Source organism: Streptomyces sp. NPDC086835, assembly GCF_044745705.1.
Lineage (GTDB): Bacteria > Actinomycetota > Actinomycetes > Streptomycetales > Streptomycetaceae > Streptomyces.
In genome coordinates, this window is sequence record NZ_JBIVAU010000012.1 from 227984 (window position 1) to 248494 (window position 20511).

General features: G+C 68.7%; 22 protein-coding genes, 1 tRNA gene and 1 pseudogene. 12 read left to right on the plus strand and 12 right to left on the minus strand.

Features of this window, described 5'->3' with window-relative positions:
• Positions 1-49 precede the first annotated feature (49 nt).
• Positions 50-454, plus strand: a complete 405-nt coding sequence (locus ACIPJI_RS32135) for a pyridoxamine 5'-phosphate oxidase family protein (RefSeq protein ID WP_307707499.1) — start codon at positions 50-52, stop codon at positions 452-454.
• Positions 455-573: 119 nt separating this feature from the next.
• Here the strand turns inward: ACIPJI_RS32135 and ACIPJI_RS32140 are convergent, their stop codons facing one another.
• Positions 574-891, minus strand: coding sequence for a (2Fe-2S)-binding protein (locus ACIPJI_RS32140; RefSeq protein ID WP_307707498.1), 318 nt, complete (start codon positions 889-891; stop codon positions 574-576).
• Positions 888-1106: a hypothetical protein gene (locus ACIPJI_RS32145; RefSeq protein WP_307707497.1), complete on the minus strand. Its 219-nt coding sequence runs from the start codon at positions 1104-1106 to the stop codon at positions 888-890. Before ACIPJI_RS32145 ends, ACIPJI_RS32140 begins: the two co-directional genes overlap by 4 nt.
• Before the next feature lie 128 nt (positions 1107-1234).
• On the opposite strand from ACIPJI_RS32145, the gene ACIPJI_RS32150 reads away from it, so the two are divergent.
• Complete coding sequence (locus ACIPJI_RS32150) at positions 1235-2218, plus strand: helix-turn-helix transcriptional regulator (RefSeq protein ID WP_356620819.1); 984 nt, start codon at positions 1235-1237, stop codon at positions 2216-2218.
• A 97-nt stretch (positions 2219-2315) separates the two neighbouring features.
• Here ACIPJI_RS32150 and ACIPJI_RS32155 read toward each other — a convergent pair whose 3' ends face one another.
• From ACIPJI_RS32155 to dnaK, 4 genes are read right to left on the minus strand one after another with little or no spacing between them, the layout of a single operon-like run.
• Positions 2316-2765 (minus strand): heat shock protein transcriptional repressor HspR, encoded by a 450-nt coding sequence (locus tag ACIPJI_RS32155; protein ID WP_307707495.1) that lies wholly within the window; start codon positions 2763-2765, stop codon positions 2316-2318.
• A 1-nt stretch (position 2766) separates the two neighbouring features.
• Entirely contained in the window at positions 2767-3942 is a 1176-nt protein-coding gene (gene dnaJ, locus ACIPJI_RS32160; protein ID WP_402250317.1) for a molecular chaperone DnaJ, read from the minus strand.
• A gap of 30 nt (positions 3943-3972) precedes the next feature.
• Positions 3973-4626 (minus strand): nucleotide exchange factor GrpE, encoded by a 654-nt coding sequence (grpE, locus tag ACIPJI_RS32165; protein ID WP_189470828.1) that lies wholly within the window; start codon positions 4624-4626, stop codon positions 3973-3975.
• Positions 4623-6479 (minus strand): molecular chaperone DnaK, encoded by a 1857-nt coding sequence (gene dnaK, locus ACIPJI_RS32170; RefSeq protein ID WP_356620821.1) that lies wholly within the window; start codon positions 6477-6479, stop codon positions 4623-4625. Before dnaK ends, grpE begins: the two co-directional genes overlap by 4 nt.
• A 257-nt stretch (positions 6480-6736) precedes the next feature.
• On the opposite strand from dnaK, the gene ACIPJI_RS32175 reads away from it, so the two are divergent.
• The 4 genes from ACIPJI_RS32175 to ACIPJI_RS32190 all read left to right on the plus strand — a co-directional run bounded on the left by ACIPJI_RS32175 (position 6737) and on the right by ACIPJI_RS32190 (position 12113).
• Positions 6737-7288, plus strand: coding sequence for a sugar transferase (locus ACIPJI_RS32175; protein ID WP_402250320.1), 552 nt, complete (start codon positions 6737-6739; stop codon positions 7286-7288).
• A gap of 130 nt (positions 7289-7418) precedes the next feature.
• Positions 7419-9689, plus strand: a complete 2271-nt coding sequence (locus ACIPJI_RS32180) for a heterodisulfide reductase-related iron-sulfur binding cluster (protein WP_402250321.1) — start codon at positions 7419-7421, stop codon at positions 9687-9689.
• A 232-nt stretch (positions 9690-9921) separates the two neighbouring features.
• Positions 9922-11082 (plus strand): FG-GAP repeat domain-containing protein, encoded by a 1161-nt coding sequence (locus ACIPJI_RS32185; RefSeq protein ID WP_402250323.1) that lies wholly within the window; start codon positions 9922-9924, stop codon positions 11080-11082.
• 140 nt (positions 11083-11222) lie between these two features.
• Positions 11223-12113, plus strand: a complete 891-nt coding sequence (locus ACIPJI_RS32190) for a YIP1 family protein (protein WP_356620825.1) — start codon at positions 11223-11225, stop codon at positions 12111-12113.
• A 114-nt stretch (positions 12114-12227) separates the two neighbouring features.
• On the opposite strand, the gene ACIPJI_RS32195 is transcribed toward ACIPJI_RS32190, so the two are convergent.
• The 3 genes from ACIPJI_RS32195 to ACIPJI_RS32205 form a co-directional block, all read right to left on the minus strand.
• Positions 12228-12725, minus strand: coding sequence for a phosphoribosyltransferase (locus ACIPJI_RS32195; RefSeq protein WP_005314570.1), 498 nt, complete (start codon positions 12723-12725; stop codon positions 12228-12230).
• A gap of 13 nt (positions 12726-12738) precedes the next feature.
• The gene (gene dcd / locus ACIPJI_RS32200) at positions 12739-13314 is read right to left on the minus strand and encodes a dCTP deaminase (RefSeq protein WP_005314571.1); all 576 of its coding nucleotides are present in this window, start codon (positions 13312-13314) and stop codon (positions 12739-12741) included.
• An 81-nt stretch (positions 13315-13395) separates the two neighbouring features.
• Positions 13396-13587, minus strand: coding sequence for a hypothetical protein (locus tag ACIPJI_RS32205; protein WP_356620826.1), 192 nt, complete (start codon positions 13585-13587; stop codon positions 13396-13398).
• Between the two features lie 219 nt (positions 13588-13806).
• Between ACIPJI_RS32205 and ACIPJI_RS32210 the strand changes: the two genes are divergently transcribed.
• From ACIPJI_RS32210 to ACIPJI_RS32220, 3 genes and pseudogenes are all read left to right on the plus strand, one after another.
• Positions 13807-13880, plus strand: a tRNA-Gly gene (locus ACIPJI_RS32210).
• Positions 13881-14082: 202 nt separating this feature from the next.
• Positions 14083-14334, plus strand: a pseudogene (locus ACIPJI_RS32215) (IS110 family transposase); the annotation flags it as partial.
• A gap of 43 nt (positions 14335-14377) precedes the next feature.
• The gene (locus ACIPJI_RS32220; RefSeq protein ID WP_402250326.1) at positions 14378-14653 is read left to right on the plus strand and encodes a hypothetical protein; all 276 of its coding nucleotides are present in this window, start codon (positions 14378-14380) and stop codon (positions 14651-14653) included.
• A 56-nt stretch (positions 14654-14709) separates the two neighbouring features.
• Here ACIPJI_RS32220 and ACIPJI_RS32225 read toward each other — a convergent pair whose 3' ends face one another.
• Positions 14710-15252, minus strand: coding sequence for a DUF4262 domain-containing protein (locus ACIPJI_RS32225; RefSeq protein WP_402250329.1), 543 nt, complete (start codon positions 15250-15252; stop codon positions 14710-14712).
• Between the two features lie 597 nt (positions 15253-15849).
• Between ACIPJI_RS32225 and ACIPJI_RS32230 the strand changes: the two genes are divergently transcribed.
• Together ACIPJI_RS32230 and ACIPJI_RS32235 are read left to right on the plus strand one after the other, a co-directional pair.
• Entirely contained in the window at positions 15850-16476 is a 627-nt protein-coding gene (locus ACIPJI_RS32230; RefSeq protein ID WP_307707475.1) for a hypothetical protein, read from the plus strand.
• A 219-nt stretch (positions 16477-16695) separates the two neighbouring features.
• Complete coding sequence (locus ACIPJI_RS32235) at positions 16696-16884, plus strand: hypothetical protein (RefSeq protein ID WP_402250331.1); 189 nt, start codon at positions 16696-16698, stop codon at positions 16882-16884.
• A 165-nt stretch (positions 16885-17049) separates the two neighbouring features.
• Here ACIPJI_RS32235 and ACIPJI_RS32240 read toward each other — a convergent pair whose 3' ends face one another.
• Entirely contained in the window at positions 17050-17388 is a 339-nt protein-coding gene (locus ACIPJI_RS32240) for a MerR family transcriptional regulator (protein WP_356620829.1), read from the minus strand.
• A gap of 946 nt (positions 17389-18334) precedes the next feature.
• Here ACIPJI_RS32240 and ACIPJI_RS32245 point away from each other — a divergent pair.
• On the plus strand, positions 18335-18988 hold the full coding sequence (locus ACIPJI_RS32245) for a hemolysin III family protein (RefSeq protein WP_402250333.1): 654 nt from the start codon (positions 18335-18337) through the stop codon (positions 18986-18988).
• A 205-nt stretch (positions 18989-19193) separates the two neighbouring features.
• Here ACIPJI_RS32245 and ACIPJI_RS32250 read toward each other — a convergent pair whose 3' ends face one another.
• Complete coding sequence (locus ACIPJI_RS32250) at positions 19194-20480, minus strand: MFS transporter (protein WP_402250335.1); 1287 nt, start codon at positions 20478-20480, stop codon at positions 19194-19196.
• Positions 20481-20511 lie beyond the last annotated feature (31 nt).

Below are 20511 nucleotides of genomic sequence, written 5' to 3' on the forward strand. Positions count from 1 at the left end.
ATTCCACTCAGGGTGCTGTCCGACAGAGCCCGGAGGTAGGTTCCGCCCCATGGCCATCGACCCTCGCAACCCCGGCGCGTCCTACCTCAGCTTCTGGCGTGATCACCACATGTGCACACTGACGACCCCGCGGCCGGACGGCACTCCGCACGTCGTCGCGGTGGGAGTCACCTACGACCCCGAGGGCGGCTTCGCCCGGGTGATCACCAACAAGAACAGCCGCAAGGTCGCGAACGTGCTGGCCGCCGGCCCGGAAGGGGCGCGGGTCGCGGTCTGCCAGGTGGACAGAGGCCGCTGGGCGACGCTGGAGGGCGTCGCGACGATCCGCACGGAGGCGGAGGTCGTGGCGGACGCGGTGAGCCGTTACGCGGAGAGGTACGGACGCACCCCGGCCCCGAATCCGGACCGGGTGGTCATCGAGATCGCTCTCACGCGCGCGATGGGCCGGGCATAACCGGGCCGGGCGCCGGACATGTTTCCGGGCAGCACAACGGCGCCATCGTGTTTCAGGTCCACGATGGCGCCGCTGTGTGGGGGAAGCACCTGAGCGATTTGAAACGACGGGGGAATCGCTCAGGCACTGCGGGGGGTGGCGGTGGTGTCCGGCTCGGCCAGCTGATGCTCACGCTGGTCGAGATTGACAAAAATCATGCCGTACCGGATGGCACAGCGGACTGGCTGAGGAGCCCCTCGGGGCCGGCGAAGACAGCGGTAGGCACGGACATCCTCGTCCTCCTCGCGCGCGACGACGATCGGCTCACCGAACAGGGTGACCATCAACGAGTCGCCACGGTGCGGAATCGCCGTGACGAGGTCGATGAAATGCCACCCGGACCTGTAAGCCGTCGCCATCTCCCGCCGGAACACGCGATCATCCGGCGGGATGGTCATGCGCCCGCGCCCGCGTCCACGGGAGCGGTCTCCCACGTGAGTTCGTCGGCCCCCGCGATCACCGCGCCCGCCGGCTCCGACTCCCAGGTCGGCTCACCGGCGATCACCGTGTGCGCCGGCTCGGACTCCCACGTCGGCTCACCACTCGTCCCTAGAACACTGAACGCGGCTGCGGCAACAGCAAGTGCGCCAAGTATGCGAAGCGTCCTGTTCATGGAGGATCTCCACCCCATTCTGTCCAATACCCTCCCCCCGCGTCTAAGACGATGTCTCACACCGAATGCTTCCACCAGCGACCACAGGCATCATGTTCCTGTAATTCAGGACCCTGAGGGGGTGTCAAATGGCGTCGAACAAGAACAATGTCGGGCATAGCCACAGTGCAGGCGAACTATGCGAAGCAGGGAAGAATCTCTACGCAACGGCACTGCGTACCGGCCAGGTTTCCCGGTCAGAGGCCGAGAGCGCACCCTGCCTGCTGGATCTCGCCCTGCTGCGCCCCGATCCCGACGACGCCGGCTGGCTCCGCCCGGTCCCGCCGTCACTCGCACTCAACCAGCTGATTCACCCCATCGAAAGGGAGATCCAGGAGCGCCGGCAGCTCGCCCTGTCCATCGTCGGCACGTTCGAGCCGTTCATGACCCTGACCGCCCAGGACCTGTCGACCAGACACGCCATCACCGTGCTCGAGGGCCTGGGCCTCATCAACGCCGCGCTGGACCGGGTCACCGCCGAATGCGCCGAGGAACTCCTCACCGTCCAACCCGGCAGCGGACGGCGCCCGGACACCCTGGAACACGGTCTGCGCCGGGCCGAGCCGCTGCTGAAGAACGGCGTGAAGATGCGCACGCTGTACCAGCACACGGCCCGCCACCACCCCTCGACATTGGCCTATGTCGAACGGGTCAGTCCCTACGGCGTGGAGGTCCGCACGCTCGAGGAGATCATCGACCGTCTGATCATCGTCGACCGCAAGGTGGCCTTCGTCCCCGCCCGCAGCGACCGGCAGGTCGCCCTGGAACTGCGCCACGAAGGGCTCGTGCGCTACCTCGTGGGCGTCTTCGAGCAGTTCTGGCTCCACGCCACACCGTGGGAGGAGCAACTGTCGTACGCGCCCGAGCTGGACGGCATCACCAGCGTGCAGCGCTCCATCGCCAAACTGCTCGTCGAAGGGCACGTCGACGACTCCATCGCCCGCCGCCTCGGGATGAACGTGCGCACCTGCCGCGCCCACATCGCCAAACTGAACGCCACGCTCGGCAGCGGCAGCCGCGCCCAACTCGGCTACCTGATCGCCCAGTCGGGAATCCTGGACGAGAGCCGCTGAATCCGCCCGGGCAGACGTGAAGGGCCGGGAGGCGCTTGCCTCCCGGCCCTTCAGGCGTCCGTGACGGCCTGGGCCGCCCCGGACGCGGGGCGTGCGACTACTCCGACCGCTTGGGCCGCCAGACGACCAGCGCGCTCGCCTGCTGGACGTCCTGGTACGGCACGAGATCACGCCGGTAGGAAGCGTGCACCTGCGCCTCGCGCTGCTGCATCGCCGCCGCCGCGCCGTCGAGGGCCGACGACAGCTCCGCGACCCGCTGCTGCAGAGCCGCGACCTGGTTCTCCAGTTCGATGATCCGCTTGATGCCGGCCAGGTTGATGCCCTCGTCCTGCGACAACTGCTGCACCGTACGGAGCAGTTCGATGTCGCGGGCCGAGTAACGCCTGCCGCGGCCGGCCGTGCGGTCGGGCGAGACGAGACCCAGCCGGTCGTACTGCCGCAGCGTCTGCGGGTGCAGGCCCGACAGCTGCGCGGCGACCGAGATGACGTACACCGGAGACTCGTCGGTCAGTTCGTACGGGTTGCGACTGCGCCCCGACCGGTCCATATCAAGCTCCCTTCGCGGCCTGGAACAACTCCGCCCGCGGATCCTCGTCCGCGGTGGCTTCGCGGTAGGCCTCCAGCGCTTCCCTGGCCTTGTCGCCGAGCTCGCCCGGCACGGCAACCTCGACGGTCACCAGCAGGTCGCCGCGGGTGCCGTCCTTGCGGACGGCGCCCTTGCCGCGGGCCCGCATGGTGCGCCCGGCGGGCGTGCCGGCCGGCAGCTTCAGCGTGACCGGCGGGCCGCCGAGCGTGGGCACCCTGATCTCGCCGCCGAGCGCAGCCTCGGTGAAGGAGACCGGCACCGTGACGGTGAGGTTGTCGCCCTTGCGGCCGAAGACCGGGTGCGCGTCGACGTGGACGACGACGTACAGGTCGCCGGCCGGGCCGCCGCGCTCGCCGGGAGCGCCCTTGCCGCGCAGCCGGATCCGCTGCCCGTCGGAGACACCCGCCGGGATGCGGACCTGCATGGTGCGCGACGAGCGGGCCCGTCCGCTGCCCTTGCAGACGTCGCACGGGTCCTGGGCGATGAGCCCGCGGCCCTTGCAGTCCACGCACGGGTCGGTCAGCGAGAAGGAACCGCTGCCGCCGCGGGAGACCTGGCCGGTGCCCACGCAGGTCGGGCACACCCGGGGCGTGCCGTTCTTGTCACCGGTACCGGAGCAGGCCTTGCACGCGGCGGAGCTGGACATCCGCAGCGGGACCGTGGCCCCGTCCACCGCCTCGGTGAAGCTGAGCGTCACCTCGGACTCGATGTCCTGGCCGCGGCGCGGCTGGGTGCGCGTGCCGGGGCCGGCGCCCCGGTTGAACAGGCCGCCGAACACGTCCCCGAGGCCGCCGCCGAAGCCGCCGGCCTGGCCGCCGGGGGCGCCTCCGAAGAGGTCGCCCAGGTCGAAGTTGAAGGTGCCGCCGGGACCGCCGGCGCCCGGAGCACGGAAGCCGCCGTTGCCGAACAGGGCGCGGGCGTCGTCGTACTCCTTGCGCCGCTTCGGGTCGCCGAGGATGTCGTTGGCCTCGGAGATCTCCTTGAAGCGCTCCTCGGCCTTGGCGTCACCCTTGTTGGCGTCCGGGTGGAACTCGCGGGCGAGCTTCCGGTACGCCTTCTTGATCTCGGCCTCTGTGGCGTCCTTGGGGACGCCGAGAACCTTGTAGTAGTCCTTCTCGACGAAGTCCTTCGTGCTCATCGACGTCCCTCCTTCCGGACGTTTCCTGCGTCAGCCCTCCTCGGGGCCACCGCTCTCCTCGTCGGCCGACTTCTCTTCCTTCTGTGCCGCGGGGGCCGCGCCCGGCTGGGGCTCGGCCACCGCGACCCGCGCGGGGCGGATCGTGCGCTCGCCGATGCGGTACCCCGGCTGGAGCACGGCGACGCACGTGGTCTCCGTGACATCCGGTGCGTACGAGTGCATCAGGGCCTCGTGGATGGTCGGGTCGAAGGGCTCGCCCTCCTTGCCGAACTGCTGCAGGCCCATCTTGGCGGCGGCCGTCTCGAGAGACTCGGCCACCGACTTGAACCCGCCCACCAGCTCCCCGTGCTCCCGGGCGCGGCCGATGTCGTCGAGCACGGGCAGGAGCTCGGTCAGCAGCGTCGCCGTGGCGATCTCCTTGACCGTGACCCTGTCGCGCTCCACGCGCCGGCGGTAGTTCTGGTATTCGGCCTGGAGCCGCTGGAGGTCGGCGGTCCGCTCGTTGAGGGCGGTACGCGTCTGGTCCAGCTGCGCCGTCAGGCCGGCGATCTTTGCTGCGTCCCCTGCCGGGGCCGCCGGGCCCTCCTGCTCGGAGGAGGTCTCGGCGGACTCGGCGGCGTCGTCAGGTGTGGCGCCGGAGGGGACGTCGGGCTTCTCCTCGAAGCCCGGGGTCTCCTCGGTCACGCGGCACCGTCCTTCTTCGGCTTGTCCTCGTCGACGATCTCGGCGTCGACGACGTCGTCGTCGGCCTGGCCGGCACCGGCCTGGCCCTCGGCGCCGGCACCCGCGGCTGCGCCCTCGGGCGCGGCGTTGGCGTACATGGCCTGGCCGAGCTTCTGGCTGACCGCGGCGACCTTCTCCGTGGCGGTGCGGATCTCGGCCGTGTCCTCGCCCTTGAGCTTCTCCTTCAGCTCGGTGAGGGCCGTCTCGACCTCGGTCTTCACCTCGCCGGGGACCTTGTCCTCGTTGTCCTTGAGGAACTTCTCGGTCTGGTAGACGAGCTGCTCGCCCTGGTTGCGGCTCTCGGCGGCCTCGCGGCGGCGGTGGTCCTCGTCCGCGTACTGCTCGGCCTCCTGGCGCATCCGGTCGACCTCGTCCTTCGGCAGCGAGGAGCCGCCGGTGACGGTCATCTTCTGTTCCTTGCCCGTGCCGAGGTCCTTGGCGGTCACGTGCATGATGCCGTTGGCGTCGATGTCGAAGGAGACCTCGATCTGCGGCACCCCACGCGGGGCCGGCGGCAGACCGGTCAGCTCGAACATCCCGAGCTTCTTGTTGTACGCCGCGATCTCGCGCTCGCCCTGGTAGACCTGGATCTGCACGGACGGCTGGTTGTCCTCGGCCGTGGTGAAGATCTCGGACCGCTTGGTCGGGATCGTGGTGTTGCGCTCGATGAGCTTGGTCATGATGCCGCCCTTGGTCTCGATACCGAGGGACAGCGGGGTCACGTCGAGGAGCAGGACGTCCTTGACCTCACCCTTGAGGACACCGGCCTGGAGGGAGGCGCCGATGGCGACGACCTCGTCCGGGTTCACACCCTTGTTGGCGTCCTTGCCGCCGGTGAGCTCCTTGACGAGCTCGGCGACGGCGGGCATACGGGTCGAGCCGCCGACCAGGACCACGTGGTCGATCTCGGACAGCGCGATACCGGCGTCCTTGATGACGTTGTGGAACGGGGTCTTGCAGCGCTCGAGCAGGTCGGACGTCAGCTGCTGGAACTGGGCGCGGGTGAGCTTCTCGTCCAGGTGCAGCGGGCCCTCGGCGGAGGCCGTGATGTAGGGCAGGTTGATCGACGTCTCGGTCGAGGACGACAGCTCGATCTTCGCCTTCTCCGCGGCTTCGCGGAGACGCTGGAGAGCCATCTTGTCCTTGGACAGGTCGACGCCGTGCCCGCCCGCGAACTGCTTCACCAGGTAGTCGACGACGCGCTGGTCCCAGTCGTCACCACCGAGGTGGTTGTCGCCGTTGGTGGCCTTCACCTCGACGACGCCGTCGCCGATCTCGAGCAGCGAGACGTCGAAGGTGCCGCCACCGAGGTCGAAGACGAGGATCGTCTGGTCGTCCTTGTCCAGGCCGTAGGCCAGGGCGGCCGCGGTGGGCTCGTTGACGATGCGCAGGACGTTGAGGCCCGCGATCTCACCGGCCTCCTTGGTGGCCTGGCGCTCGGAGTCGTTGAAGTACGCGGGGACGGTGATCACCGCGTCGGTGACCTTCTCGCCCAGGTAGGACTCGGCGTCCCGCTTCAGCTTCTGCAGGATGAACGCGCTCATCTGCTGCGGGTTGAAGTTCTTCCCGTCGAGCTCGATCTTCCAGTCCGTGCCCATGTGGCGCTTGACGGACCGGATGGTCCGATCGACGTTGGTGACCGCCTGACGCTTGGCCACCTCGCCGACCAGCACCTCACCGTTCTTCGCGAAGGCGACGACGGACGGCGTGGTCCTGGCACCCTCGGCGTTGGTGATGACGGTGGGCTCGCCGCCCTCCAGAACGCTGACGACGGAGTTAGTCGTGCCCAGGTCGATGCCGACCGCACGTGCCATTTCGATTCCTCCAACAACTGACTTGAGTGGAACTGGCTCAAGGATGCCCCACCCGTTGGAACGAGTCAACCAACCTGAGTCGAGGCGGCTCAAGTTTTATCCCGCCCTTACATGCAGCTCTTGACCCACGCGCGTGGCGCACCCTGCGGCAGACGTGCATCTGGGAGAGTCATATCCGGAAAAAGCGGTCAAGAACTGTCAAGGCGGTCAAGAGCTGCCAGGAAGCGACCGCCGACCACGGACGAGGAGGCGCTCCCATGTCGGCAAAGCGAGCCGTCGACCTGACGGGCGCCCTGCTCCTGTCACTGATGCTGTCACCGGTCCTGCTGGCCGCCTCCGCCGCCGTGGCGCTGACCTCTGCCGGCCCTGTGTTCGAGCGCCGCCAGCGGGCGGGGCTCGGCGGCCGCGCCTTCACGATGTTCACGTTCCGGACCAGGCACGCGGGCCGCGTCACAGCGGTGGGCCGGGCGCTGCGCCGCCACTTCACGGACCGGCTCCCCCAGCTGTTCAACGTGATCCGCGGCGAGATGTCCCTGGTCGGGCCGCTTCCGCTGGCCCCGGACACCGTCCGCGACGGGCTCTGGCCCGAACGCGCCCGGCTCGCCGTACGGCCCGGAATGACAGGGCTGTGGCAGGTCGGCGGGCGCTCGGAGCTGCCCTGGGAGGAAATGACCGTCCTGGACCTGCATTATGTGGAGCAGCACTGGCTGGGACTCGACCTGGTGATCCTGGCCCGCACGGTGCCCGTGGCGGTCGCCGGACGACGCGTCGCCCATGCCGCCCCAGTGACCCCGGTCAGGGTTGCCTGAGCGACACAGATCACCGCCTACGTGGCTACAGTGCGGCGGAATAAGTGGGTAGTCTCAGCTCGGACTGAATAAGTTACCGCTTAGTAGTAGTGCTGGACCACCCACCCTCGCAGGCCCGAGGAGCCCCGAAATGCAACTCGCCGCGATCATCGTGTCGCTGACCCTGAGCGTGGTCGGCGTTGCGCTCATCTCCCGAGCGGTCGCGCAGATCTACCGGTTCGTGAAGCTCGGGCAGCCGGTGCCTGCGGGCAGCCGCACCGACGACCCCAAGGCCCGCACGATCACCCTGGTCAAGGAGTTCCTCGGCCACACGCGGATGAACCGCTGGGGCATCGTCGGCTTCGCGCACTGGTTCGTCGCGATCGGCTTCCTGACCCTGCCGCCCACGCTGGCTCAGGCGTACGGCCAGCTGTTCCAGGCCGACTGGACGTTGCCGGTCCTCGGCGGCTTCCTGCCGTTCGAGATGTACATCGAGTTCATCGGCCTGATGACCGTCGTGGGCATCGTCGTCCTGATGGCGATCCGCCTGATGAACCTGCCCTCGCGGGCCGGCCGCAAGTCCCGCTTCGCGGGCTCCAAGGCCTGGCAGGCCTACTTCGTCGAGTACATCATCCTCACCATCGGACTCGCGATCCTCGCCCTGCGCGGGCTCGAGGGCGCGATCCACCACGTCGACGGCTACGACGCCGCGTACTTCGTCTCGTACCCGCTGGTGCTCGCCTTCGACGGCCTGAGCGTGCCGACCCTGCAGACGCTGATCTACTTCGTCGCGATGATCAAGATCGGCACCTCGCTGATCTGGATGATCACCGTCGCGCTCAACACCAACATGGGTGTGGCCTGGCACCGCTTCCTCGCCTTCCCGAACATCTGGTTCAAGCGCAACGCGACCGGCGAGTCCGCCCTCGGTGAGCTCAAGCCGATGACGTCCGGCGGCAAGGAGATCGACTGGGAGGACCCGGGCGAGGACGACGTGTTCGGCGTCTCCCAGGTCGAGCAGTTCTCCTGGAAGGGCATCCTCGACTTCTCCACCTGCACCGAGTGCGGCCGCTGCCAGTCGCAGTGCCCCGCCTGGAACACCGGCAAGCCGCTCTCCCCGAAGCTCCTGATCATGTCGCTGCGCGACCACGCGCACGCCAAGGCCCCGTACCTGCTGGCCGGCGGCGGCAAGACCATGGAGGGCGAGGAGAAGGCCTCCGCCGAGCAGCTTAAGGACGTCCCCGCGGCCGCCCTGGCCGAGGCCGAGCGCCCCCTGATCGGGACGCTCGAGGAGAACGGCGTCATCGACCCGGACGTCCTGTGGTCCTGCACCACCTGCGGCGCCTGCGTCGAGCAGTGCCCGGTCGACATCGAGCACATCGACCACATCGTCGACATGCGCCGCTACCAGGTCATGATCGAGTCCTCGTTCCCGTCCGAGGCGGGCACGATGCTCAAGAACCTGGAGAAGAAGGGCAACCCCTGGGGGCTCGCCAAGAAGCAGCGCGTGGAGTGGACCAAGGAGGTCGACTTCGAGGTCCCGATCGTCGGCAAGGACGTCGAGGACCTCACCGAGGTCGACTACCTGTACTGGGTCGGCTGCGCCGGCGCCCTCGAGGACCGCGCCAAGAAGACCACCAAAGCCTTCGCGGAGCTGCTGCACATGGCGGGCGTCAAGTTCGCGATCATGGGCGGCGAGGAGAAGTGCACCGGTGACTCGCCCCGCCGCCTGGGCAACGAGCCGCTGTTCCAGCAGCTCGGCCAGGAGAACGTCGCGATGCTGAACATGGCGTTCGGCGAGGACGACGAGGACGAGTCGACCAAGAAGCCGAAGTCGGCGAAGAAGATCGTCGCCACCTGCCCGCACTGCTTCAACACGATCGCGAACGAGTACCCGCAGCTCGGCGGCGAGTTCGAGGTCATCCACCACACGCAGCTGCTGCAGCACCTGATCGACGAGGGCAAGCTCGTCCCGGTCACGCCGGTCGACGGTCTGATCACCTACCACGACCCGTGCTACCTGGGCCGCCACAACAAGGTCTACACGCCCCCGCGCGAGATCATGTCGGCCGTCCCGGGCCTGCGCCAGCAGGAGATGCACCGCCACAAGGAGCGCGGCTTCTGCTGCGGCGCCGGCGGTGCGCGGATGTGGATGGAGGAGCGGATCGGCAAGCGCATCAACACCGAGCGCGTCGACGAGGCCCTGTCCCTCAACCCGGACATCGTGTCCACCGCCTGCCCGTTCTGCCTGGTCATGCTCACCGACTCGGTCAACGGCAAGAAGAACGACGGCAAGGCCAAGGAGTCCCTCCAGGTCGTCGACGTGGCCCAGCTGCTGCTCGACTCGGTGAAGACGCCGCCGTCCGACCCCGCACCGGAGACGGAGTCCGAGGGCGCACCGGAACCGGAGCCCGTGAAGTAGCCGTCTCCTCCCAGGAGAACGATGAGCGGCCGGACCTGCCTCGGGGGCAGGACCGGCCGCTCGCGCGTTACGGGCGCGGCCGGCGGCCCGGTCCGGCGGCGGACCGCGGGCATCAACCCTTCGATCGGCCTCTTCCCCTGGACGCCTCATAACCTTTGCCCTTCGATCAAACCCCGTCCATTGCCCTCACCGGCCCGCTCGCACGACCATCGTGGGGCGAGGGGGACAGCGGATGACGCGGGTGACAGCGATACGGGGGTGGGTCGTGCGGCGTACACGAGCCGGCACGGCGACCGCACTGCTCTGCGTCTCCGCGGTGCTGACGGCAGCCCTCACCGGCTGCGACAGCGATCCCGCACCCGCCGCCGAGGAGCCCGCCGCCAAGAACGGTGACGCCGCTCCCCTCGCGGGCCCCACCACCGCGCCCTCCCGCCCCGTGCCGCGCGGCGACGGCAGCCGCGTCCCGGCCGACTTCAACGGCGACGGCCACCGTGACCTCGTGCTCGACGACCTGGTGAAGTCCCCGAAGGACAGCCATGGGGACGACGCGGGCATCGGCATCGTCTACGGCATCGGCAGCGGCAAACGCCTCGACCCGGCCGTACGGCAGCTCCTCACGCCCCGTACGCACGGCGCCGAGGTCCAGGGCGTCCTCCCGGCCGCGTTCGACGCAGAGACCTCCTGCGACCTCGACAAGGACGGCTACGCGGACCTGGTCGTGACCACCGACCCCCCGTACGACGGCATCGGCCGCCCGCCCGTACCGCTCCAGCTGCTCTTCGGCTCCCCCCGGGGCATCACCGGCAAGGCGGTCGTCCTGCGGATCCCCGACAAGGCCCGCTACGGCAACGACTGGCCCGGCCATCCCGTCTGCGGCGACTTCGACGGCGACGGGAGCGCCGACCTGGCCGTCACCGCCTCCGCCGGGCGGGTCAGCTTCCTGCGCGGCCCGTTCTCCCGTACCGGTGCGCCCCGCACGGCCGGCGCGCCCGTCCCCGGCGGTGGTCCCGCCCTCGCGGCGCCCGCCGGAAAGGCCGACACGAACGGTGACGGCGCCGACGACCTGGTCGTCCTCCCCGGTACCCGTACGGCGGGCACCGCCGCGAAGGGCACGCTCCTGCTCGGCGGGCCCACCGGTCCCGGCCGCCCCGGCGGGAGACACGTCTTCGACGCGGTCCCGGTGCCGCCTGCACCTGAGCTCCCGGCCGGCGAGACGCAGCCGGTGACGGACGTGCTCGCGCACGCGGACTTCGACGGCGACCGGCGCCCCGACGTGGTGACACGGACACACCACGGCGAACGGGCCGACGTCGTCGCGCTGTACCCGTCCGGGGCGCAGCCGGCCGGCACCCGTCCGCTGATCACCTTCAGCACGTCGGTCTTCCTGCCCTGACCAGCAGTTGGGCGTCTGCCGGGCGTCCTGGGGACGGCCCCCCGGGGTTCCCCTAGGGGATGTCACAGCTCGGCCGCAAAGGCCCCCTTGTCCCCGGTCCGCCGCCACCTCGCGCTCGCGGACCGGGTACGTTCGATTACGTGGCTGGATTCAGGATCGGACGCGGCCGGGACAACCGCACCCCGCAACGGCAGCAGGCGCCGCAGGCGCCGCCCTACCAGGGCGGTGGTCGGCCGGCCCCGCCGCCGTACGGGCATCAGCAGCAGTGGCCGCCGGCCGGGGGCGCGCCCCGGCAGGGCGCGGCGCCCCAAGGGGGCGGCGGGTACGGCGAGCCGGAGTACTTCGGCGATCCGCACCCCCAGTACGCCCCGCCCCAGGACCCGTACGCGGCCAACAACCCTGGCCACACGCAGATGTTCAGCGTGAACGACGACCCCTACGGTGACGGCGGGGCCTACCGCGCCGGTGCCGTGCCGGCGGCCCCGGCTGGCCCGCGCCTGCACTGGAAGCAGCTGCTCAGCGGCATCGTGCTGCGGCCCGGGCCGACGTTCCTGCAGATGCGCGACTACGCGGTCTGGGGCCCGGCGCTCGTCGTCACCTTCCTGTACGGATTGCTCGCGATCTTCGGCTTCGACGAGCCGCGCCAGGAGGTCATCAACGCGACGCTCTCCAACGCGATCCCGTACGTGCTCATCACCGGCGTCGCGTTCGTGATCAGCGGCCTGGTGCTCGGCGCCGTGACGCACACCCTGGCCCGCCAGCTCGGCGGCGACGGCGCCTGGCAGCCCACGATCGGCCTCTCCATGCTGATCATGTCGGTCACCGACGCGCCGCGCCTGGTCTTCGCCCTGTTCCTGGGCGGCGAGAACTCCCTGGTGCAGGTGCTCGGTTGGGTGACCTGGCTGGCGGCGGGCGCGCTGTTCACCTCGATGGTGAGCAAGTCGCACGACCTGCCATGGCCGAAGGCGCTGGGTGCGTCGGCCATCCAGCTGATCGCGCTGCTGTCGATCATCAAGCTCGGCACGATCTGAGACGCGTACGTACGAGGAAGGGCCCGCCGGCTGCCGGCGGGCCCTTCCTCGTACGCACCGTCCTGACCGGTCCCTACGGTCCCCGGCGGTCCCTCGTGACGGACCGCTGGGCCGTCAGGCGTCCAGCACCTGCCCGCTGCGGCGCACGACGGGCTTCTCCACGCTCCAGGGGAAGTTGATCCAGTCGTCGGTCCGCTTCCACACGTACTCGCACTTCACGAGGGAGTGCGACTTCTCGTAGATCACCGCGCTGCGCACCTCGGCGACATGGTCGAGGCAGAAGTCGTGGACGAGCTTGAGCGTCTTGCCGGTGTCGGCGACGTCGTCCGCGATGAGGACCTTCTTGTTGGAGAAGTCGATGACGTTGGGCACCGGCGCCAGCATGACCGGCATCTCCAGCGTGGTCCCCACACCGGTGTAGAACTCGACGTTCACCAGGTGGATGTTCTTGCAGTCCAGCGCGTACGCCAGCCCGCCGGCCACGAACACACCGCCGCGGGCGATGGACAGCACGACATCGGGCTCGTACCCGTCGTCGGCGATCGTCTGCGCCAGCTCGCGGATCGCCCCGCCGAACTTCTCGTAGGTCAGGTTCTCGCGTACGTCACTCATGCGCTGAAGGTCCTCACACCTGCGTCCGATGGAAATTCATGAACGACCGCGAAGCCGTCGGCCCGCGCTGCCCCTGATAGCGCGAGCCGTAGCGCGCGCTCCCGTACGGCTCCTCCGCGGGAGAGCTGAGCCGGAACATGCACAGCTGCCCGATCTTCATGCCCGGCCAGAGCTTGATCGGCAGCGTGGCGAGGTTCGACAGCTCGAGCGTGACATGCCCGGAGAAGCCGGGGTCGATGAAGCCGGCCGTCGAGTGCGTCACCAGACCGAGCCGCCCGAGACTGGACTTGCCCTCCAGCCTCGACGCGAGGTCGTCGGGCAGCGAGATGACCTCGTAGGTCGACGCCAGCACGAACTCGCCGGGATGCAGGATGAACGCCTCGTCCCCCTCCGGTTCGACGAGCCGCGTCAGGTCGGCCTGCTCGACGGCGGGGTCGATGTGGGGGTAGCGGTGATTCTCGAACACCCGGAAGTAGCGGTCCAGCCGCACATCGATGCTCGAGGGCTGCACCATGGATTCGTCGTACGGATCGATGCGCACGCGCCCGGCGTCGATCTCGGCCCGGATGTCCTTGTCTGAGAGAAGCACGCCCCGAGGATACGCAGAGCGCGCGGGCCGTCCCCAATCGGACACCTGCCCGCGCGCCCCTGGCACCGCTGTCGCCTGCCCTTATCGGCCGTCCTGCTGCCCCTGCTGCCCTTGCACCACGGGCACGGCGCTCCTCAGCCGAGCGCAACGCGGACACCGGATGAGCCGGCCCGGCCCGATCCGGTCCGCCCCGAGCTGCTGCATCGGAAACGAAGCGGTACTGAACACATGCCCCTCGGCACAGCGGACGACCGTGCGCTCCATCAGGTCCATCAGGCCCCTTCCCCAACGAATGCGGACGAACCTCACATTAGGGGATACCCGGGACACCGCCGCACGCGGCACTCCGCCCGCCACGGTACGCCTCAACTCCCGCGCCCCGCACCCGCGTCCACGGCCCGCGGAACACGAACGCCCCGCGGCGAAATACACCGTGGGGCGAGCGATGGGGTAGAGTGTGCGACGATGCGGCACCGATCACCGGTCCGCTGTGCGGGTGTAGTTTAATGGTAGAACATGAGCTTCCCAAGCTCAGAGCGCGGGTTCGATTCCCGTCACCCGCTCCATACAGAAGGCCCAGGTCATAGCCCCGGGCCTTTCTTGTTGTCTCTGGTTGCCGGACCTCTCCAAGCGTCCCGTGCCACATCCGTGCCCGATCCTTGGTCATCCAGTGCATTACGCCGCTGCCGGGCGAGCCTGTCGGGGCCGGCCGCGACCTCCCACTGACGCTGGGCGTCCGAGTGCTGGTAGATCAGCGCAGCCCGCTGTCGACGCACCGGCAACCTCCGCCGTCCCAAGCGCTACAGCCGACGCCTGCGGCGGGTCTTCTGCCTGTCCGTCCAGAACAGCATCATCCGCGAAGGGCCCAACCGCGACTACTACCTGAAGAAGCGAGGCGAAGGCTGCAGGCACGTCCAAGCCGTCCTCGCCCTCGCCCGCCGACGCGTCAACGTTCTCTGGGCACTGCTACCGGACGGACGGCTCTTCTCCACGCAGCCACCATCCGTCCGCCTGGCCTGACAAGGGCATCAGTAGGCTGCGGTCGGACCAGGAGGCACAGCCAGTGAGCATCGGACCAGAACGATCAGCCCGCATCGCAGCCACGATCGAATCGGCCCGATCCGTCTGGGAGGCAACGCACGACACCGACAGGCTGCTGCAGTGGCTGAAGGATCACAACTGCCACGGGACGGACGCCGTGTTCGTCACCATGGGCCTCTTGAACTGCGGACTCGGCGAGGCTGGACGCATGTTCTTCGACGCCCCCTGCCGCCAGGCCGAGCGCGAGTTCCACAACCAGGTCATGGAAAGCCTCGAGGCCGACAGCGAAGCGCTCTGACAGCGGCCGGGCCGCCAGCAGCTCCCCTTGGCTCGGCCATTAAGACTCCACCGACCTCAGCTGATCTCTGCCCAAGGGCCGGTGGTCTCGTCCTTGGGCACCCAGAGCAGTGGTTGGCTCACACGGCAGTGCTCGTTCACTCCCTCGTCCCAGGGGAACCGCCCGGCCTTGTCCGGCCAGAACAACTGAGTGATCGGCAGTGGCGGGGTCTGGTAGAAGTCGATACCCGCGCCGAAGAAGTCGTGGTACCAGCTGGGATGCACGGGCCGGACCACCACGTCGTGGCCATTGAGGACGTCCCCCCGGCACTGGTCGGACTCGAGTGGGTTCCCGTCCCGGATCGCTGCCCCGGCGGCGTTCGCCACGTTCATCGCCGTCTGCGAGGGCAGGCCGAACACGCTGACCTCTGGACTGCGCAGTGTGTGCCAGAGACCGATTGAGTAGCCCCAGTCGCCAGGGGCATCACCGCCGGCCACGCCCATGACGTGCCAACCGTAGTCCGCGACGTTCTTCGCGATGTGACGATCGCGTTCCTCCGACACAGGGCCACCCCATTCGGTCGGGGCACAGAGCAGGCAGAAGCAAGGGGACTCGTCCATCCGAGGAGACTAGCCTTGGCCCGCTCACCGGGTTGTCTGGCCATGACCTGGCCACGTGCCCCTTGCGTGCCCGATCAGCCGGAGGGGAACGGGGGAACCACGGGGAAGCGGCCAGTCGGCAGCTCCCCTGCACGTCAGCGTTTTCCCAGCTCATCAGGCATCCGCATACGGCGTCTTCCAAGTAAGTGCACCAGGACCCGGCACCGGCACTGACTGCGCCGGATGCACGCAGCCCGCGTCTGGCGAGGTCTGCATGCCGCAGGTGAAGCAGCAACTCGCCCCACCACGCTCCTAATGCGGTGCAGCCAGCCGTGGACTATCCGTGGACTCGTCCCAGCTGATCTGCTTTGTGCGGGCGTTGACTGCCGCGGTGCCCGGTTACCAAGGGGCCTCGGGAGCCGCGGGCACAGGTTTGGGTTCGTCGAAGGGTGCTCAACATGTAATGGGTCGCAGTCACGCCCGTCGGGGAACGCACAGCCCCGACGATCAACGTTGCGCTTCTCGGGAGCCGCTACCTTGCCTCTACTAACGATCATAGGCCCTGTCGTCGGCGCCGTAGTCGTAGCGATTGTCACGTACCTCACCGCACGGCCTCGGATGAAGGCGGAGGTTCGCAAGCTGGAGGCCGAATCGGAGCGCACCAGAGCCGAGACAACCAAGATTCTTTCGGAGTTCCAGGCACGCCCGTCGAGCGCCGCTGGAAGTGACGCCCTGCCAACAGGTTGGTACGTGACCGGGGCACGGCCTGAAGACTACGAATTCGGCGTCGACACACAGGTCTTCCACAGCGGTCGCGCGAGCGCCTTCATTCAAGCTCGCCCCGGGGCCAGAGAGTTCGCATCCCTCGCCCAGCGGTGCAAGGCAGCCTCCTACCGAGGCAAGCGGATGCGTCTCTCCGCGATGCTCAAAACCAGCGACGTTGCCAACTGGGCTGGACTCTGGCTCCGCGTGGATGACGCCTTACACAATGTGTTGCAGTTCGACAACACCATGGATAGTCGAAGCATTTCGGGTACCCAGAGTTGGAGTCGACGCGATGTCGTACTCGATGTGCCAGGTGAAGGCGCGACCATCTACCTCGGGTTCATTCTCACCGGTGAAGGACGTGTCTGGTGTGACGGCATGGTCTTCGAAGAGGTGGGACTTGACACACCGGTTACCCGTAACGTCGCCGATTTGCGCGACCATCCGGAGAACCTTGACTTCGGGTCTGGCACTGACTGATATGGCATCACCATGTCTGGACCGCGCTGAGCACATTGCGCCAGATCCGCACCAGAAAGCTGCTCCTCGCCCTTCTGCCGGGGCGGCGCGCACGAGCAACTTCCTGCTGACGGTACAAGGTGGCTCGCTCCGGGCGCCGGCTTCGCCGGCCGCATGGCCAGAGTGAGCACACCAGATGCAGTGAGGCTGCGAGGTGAACCCGCGAAGGCGGATCGAGCGTTGATCCTGAACGAGCTGCGCTTCGACTCGGACCTGATCTACCAACTGGACTGCCCGTTGATGCTCCTGCCGGGTGATCAAGTAAGCGTGCTCAAAGAGCAGCAGGTCGTCGTCAAGCGGGCCTCTGGGCGAGAGGAGAGGCCCGCCAGCCACTGGCAACCGTGGTGCTGGGCCTGGCGCCTTCTCTGACTCGTTGTGCCAGATGCGGGTCACATGGACCGGTGAACCACGTCAAGCGTCATACGCGCTCCACACCGGGTCTGCTGGTTCCGGACGACCCGAGAGGCGCCGGAGACCATCTCCCGCCACTGAGAGTCGGCGCCGCGCGGCGGCAGGCGCTTTCACACGCGGCTGTCAGGCTGCGGTCCGAGGGTGCCGGTCGATTGCGGAGCGACGGTGTTCGGCGTTGAGTCGCTGTGCTTCCTCGAGTTGGTCTTCGAGGATCACGATCCGGCATGCGGCTTCGACGGGGGTCCCCTGGTCGACGATCTCGCGGGCTCGGGCGGCGATCCGCAACTGGTAGCGGGAGTAGCGGCGGTGGCCGCCCTCCGAGCGCAGCGGAGTGATCAGCCTTGCCTCGCCGATGGCCCGCAGGAAGGCGGGGGTGGTGCCGAGCACTTCGGCTGCTCGCCCCATCGTGTAGGCGGGGTAGTCGTCGTCTTCAAGACGGCTGAGCGAGTCGTCTGTTGTCATCTCACCTCGTTGTGGAGCGCATCGGGGGCTGGGCAACGCATGGAGGGGCCCTGGTGCCGTACGGCACCAGGGCCCCGAAGGAATTGCTGCACCATCCGCCGGCCCTAGTGCTGCGCCGGCCTACTGGGTCCGCGGGACCGGCCCACAAGTGGGCGGGTGCGCGGGGATCGCGGCTGCGTGACCGGGGACCACCTGCCTATCCGGGGTCTTGCGGTACCCGGACTCGATCCTTCCTGTCCGGGCGATCCTTATGGTGCTCGACTCCTCCGTTCTTCCCTCTGAACCAACTACTGGTACTGCGAACCGCGGTACTGCTTGTACTGCGACCTGCTGGCGGCCTCAAGATGCCACTCCGTCCGGCAGCCGGCCCCGTCGCCCGTCCTGCGTCTGCTCCGGCTTCGGAACCCCACTGCCGAACCTCTCAGCACGCGCGCCTGCAGCCCGGCGCCTTTACTGAGTACCACTGTGTACCGACTGCCTACTGCACTTACTGAGGTACTGCTCGGTACTGCTCATGGCAGCCCCTGTCGAGCCACCCGGTACGGCCGTCAGCTCCGTCGCCATCCTGCGAACAACCCCGGCTCCGGAACTCCACCGCCGCACCGCACAACGAACTCACTACTACTGCCCGCCAGTTCATCTCTGGCCGGGCCCTTCGTCCTTGACTACGAGAGAAAACATAGCCACTCGACCACCCAATGTCTACTCTGGCGGGAACAGATTTTGGCGGGCGTGAAGGGAAACTATTCTGCAGAGCTGAGACAGACCTGGGATGAGGCCAGCGTCGAACGCTGCCTAGCATGACCGCATGGCTGCCCAAGATCCCCACGTCCCCGCACATGACCCTGCCTCCCCCGGCCCGCCGCACTCCGACAGCGACGCGGCATGCCCGGCCGGGTCGACCGGTGACCAGGGGGGAGAAGAACCTGGTCCTGTCGGTGCTCTCGTGGAACGGGCAGCCGACATCGTGGAGCCGATCAAACCGAAGTTGCGCGGCTGGCTCCACGCGGGGATGGTCCCCGCTTCGCTGATCGCAGGCGTCTTCGTCATCCTTGTGGCCCGCACGCCGCAGGCGGCCCTTGCCTGCACCGTGTACGCCGTCACGGCCTGGCTGCTGTTCGGGACGAGCGCGGTGTACCACCGCGGCACCTGGGGCCCGCTCGGCGAGGCCGTCCTGCGGCGCCTCGACCACGCCAACATCTTCCTGATCATCGCCGGCACCTGCACTCCCCTGGCCGTACTGCTGCTCCCCTCGGGTCAGCGGACGGTCCTGCTGTGGATCGTATGGACGGGCGCGCTGGCCGGCGTCGCCTTCCGCGTGCTGTGGGTGGGGGCTCCCCGTTGGCTCTACACGCCCTGCTACCTCGCCCTGGGTTGGGCACCGGTGCGCTACCTGCCCGAATTCCTGCACACCGGCGGGGCAGCCGTACTGACACTGATCGTGGCCGGCGGCGTCCTCTACAGCGCCGGCGCAGTCGTCTACGCCCTGCAGCGCCCGGACCCCTCACCCCGCTGGTTCGGGTACCACGAGGTCTTCCACGCGTTCACCGTGACGGCCTTCGCGGCGCACTACGCCGCCATCTGCCTCGCCGCCCTCTGACCCGGCCGTCTCAGGGCGGGGCCCCATCACCCCCTGTTCCGGAGGCCGGAGCAGACAGCTGCCGGCGCGGACCGTCTCGATTTCCGTCTCGCCCGGCCGCGTTCGCCGCTGTTCGGCCGAGGCCGGGACCGGCTCGAAGGAAGGCTGGTGGCCGACGACCCAGGGGAACGGCCTCGTACCTGGCGCGTGCACGGATCCGGTGCCGTTACCGCCCCGCCTTCCGGCGGGGGATTTCGTACCGAGGGATCGGGGAGGCGTCGGGGCGTACGCGCTCGGCGCGTCGGACCGCAGGGGTCATGGCCGTCGCGGCAACCAGGAGGACCGCTCCGAGGAGCAGCCAGCCCGCCGGGCCGAAGGTGACCAGCAAGGTGGTGGCCAGGGCCGGGCCCAGCGTGCGGGCCACCGGGATGCCGGAGCCGAAGAAGCCCTGGTACTGGCCGATCCGGTCGGGCGGTGCGAGGGAGAAGCTGATCTGCCACGCGCCGGCCGAGTGCTGCATCTCTGCGGCGACCTGGAGCACCGCCCCAAGGGCCAGTACGGCGAGCGCCGGCCAAGCGGAGAGGCCGGACAAGGCGGTCGTGGCGAAGACCGCGCACGACGCGAGCATCACAAGTCCCGATCGGCGGACGGCGCGGGTCGCCGACGCGGTGTCGGTCACCTTCCGGGCCACACGGACCTGGCAGAGCGTCACCGCCAGGGTGTTGAGGACGAAGAGTGCCGAGACGGTCCACTCCGGCGCTTCCGTGCGCTGGGCGATCCACAGCGGCAGGGCCAGACTGAGCAGCGGCAGCCGCAGCAGCAGGATTGCGTTCAGCAGCGTGACCAGCACGTAGGGGCGGTCGCGCAGCACCGCCAGCCTGGGCTCGCCCGGCGTGGTGCCCGTGCCCGGCGGTACGTGCGGTACCCGCGGCAACCGGTGCAGGATCAGCGCACAGGCCAGGAAGCAGGCCGCGTCCAGGGCGAAGACGGTGAGGTAGGCCCCGCGGGTGCCGGCGTGCAGGGCGAGCCCGCCGAAAGCGGCCCCTACGGCGAGACCCGCGTTGAGCGTCGCCTGGAGCCGGGCCAGAACGCCCGTGCGCTCCGACGGTTCGACCAGCCCTGCGAGCAGCGCCTGCCGGGCAGCCGCGAGTCCGCACTGTGCGGTGGTGTACAGGCAGGCGGCGACGAGGAACGGCACGAAGGAGCGTATGAAGAGGAACGCCACGACCGTGGCGCTGGTCGCCAGGGCCAGCAGTAACGCGGTACCGCGCGGCCCCCGGCGGTCCGCGAGCTGCCCGAGCGGTACGCCCGCCAGGGACCCGACGCCCCAGGCCGTCGTCAGGCCGAGGCCGATCTGCTCGGCCGACAGCCCGACGACCTGGGAGAAGTACAGCGCCGAGCAGGTGTAGAAGGCCCCGTCCCCGACGGAGTTGGCCAACTGTGCGGCGGCGAGCACACGAGGCGCGGCTCGGTCCGTGGGCGTCGGACGCGGTGGCGAAACAGACATGCCCATGACGCTAGATGCGTGATCACGAACAGCCTTG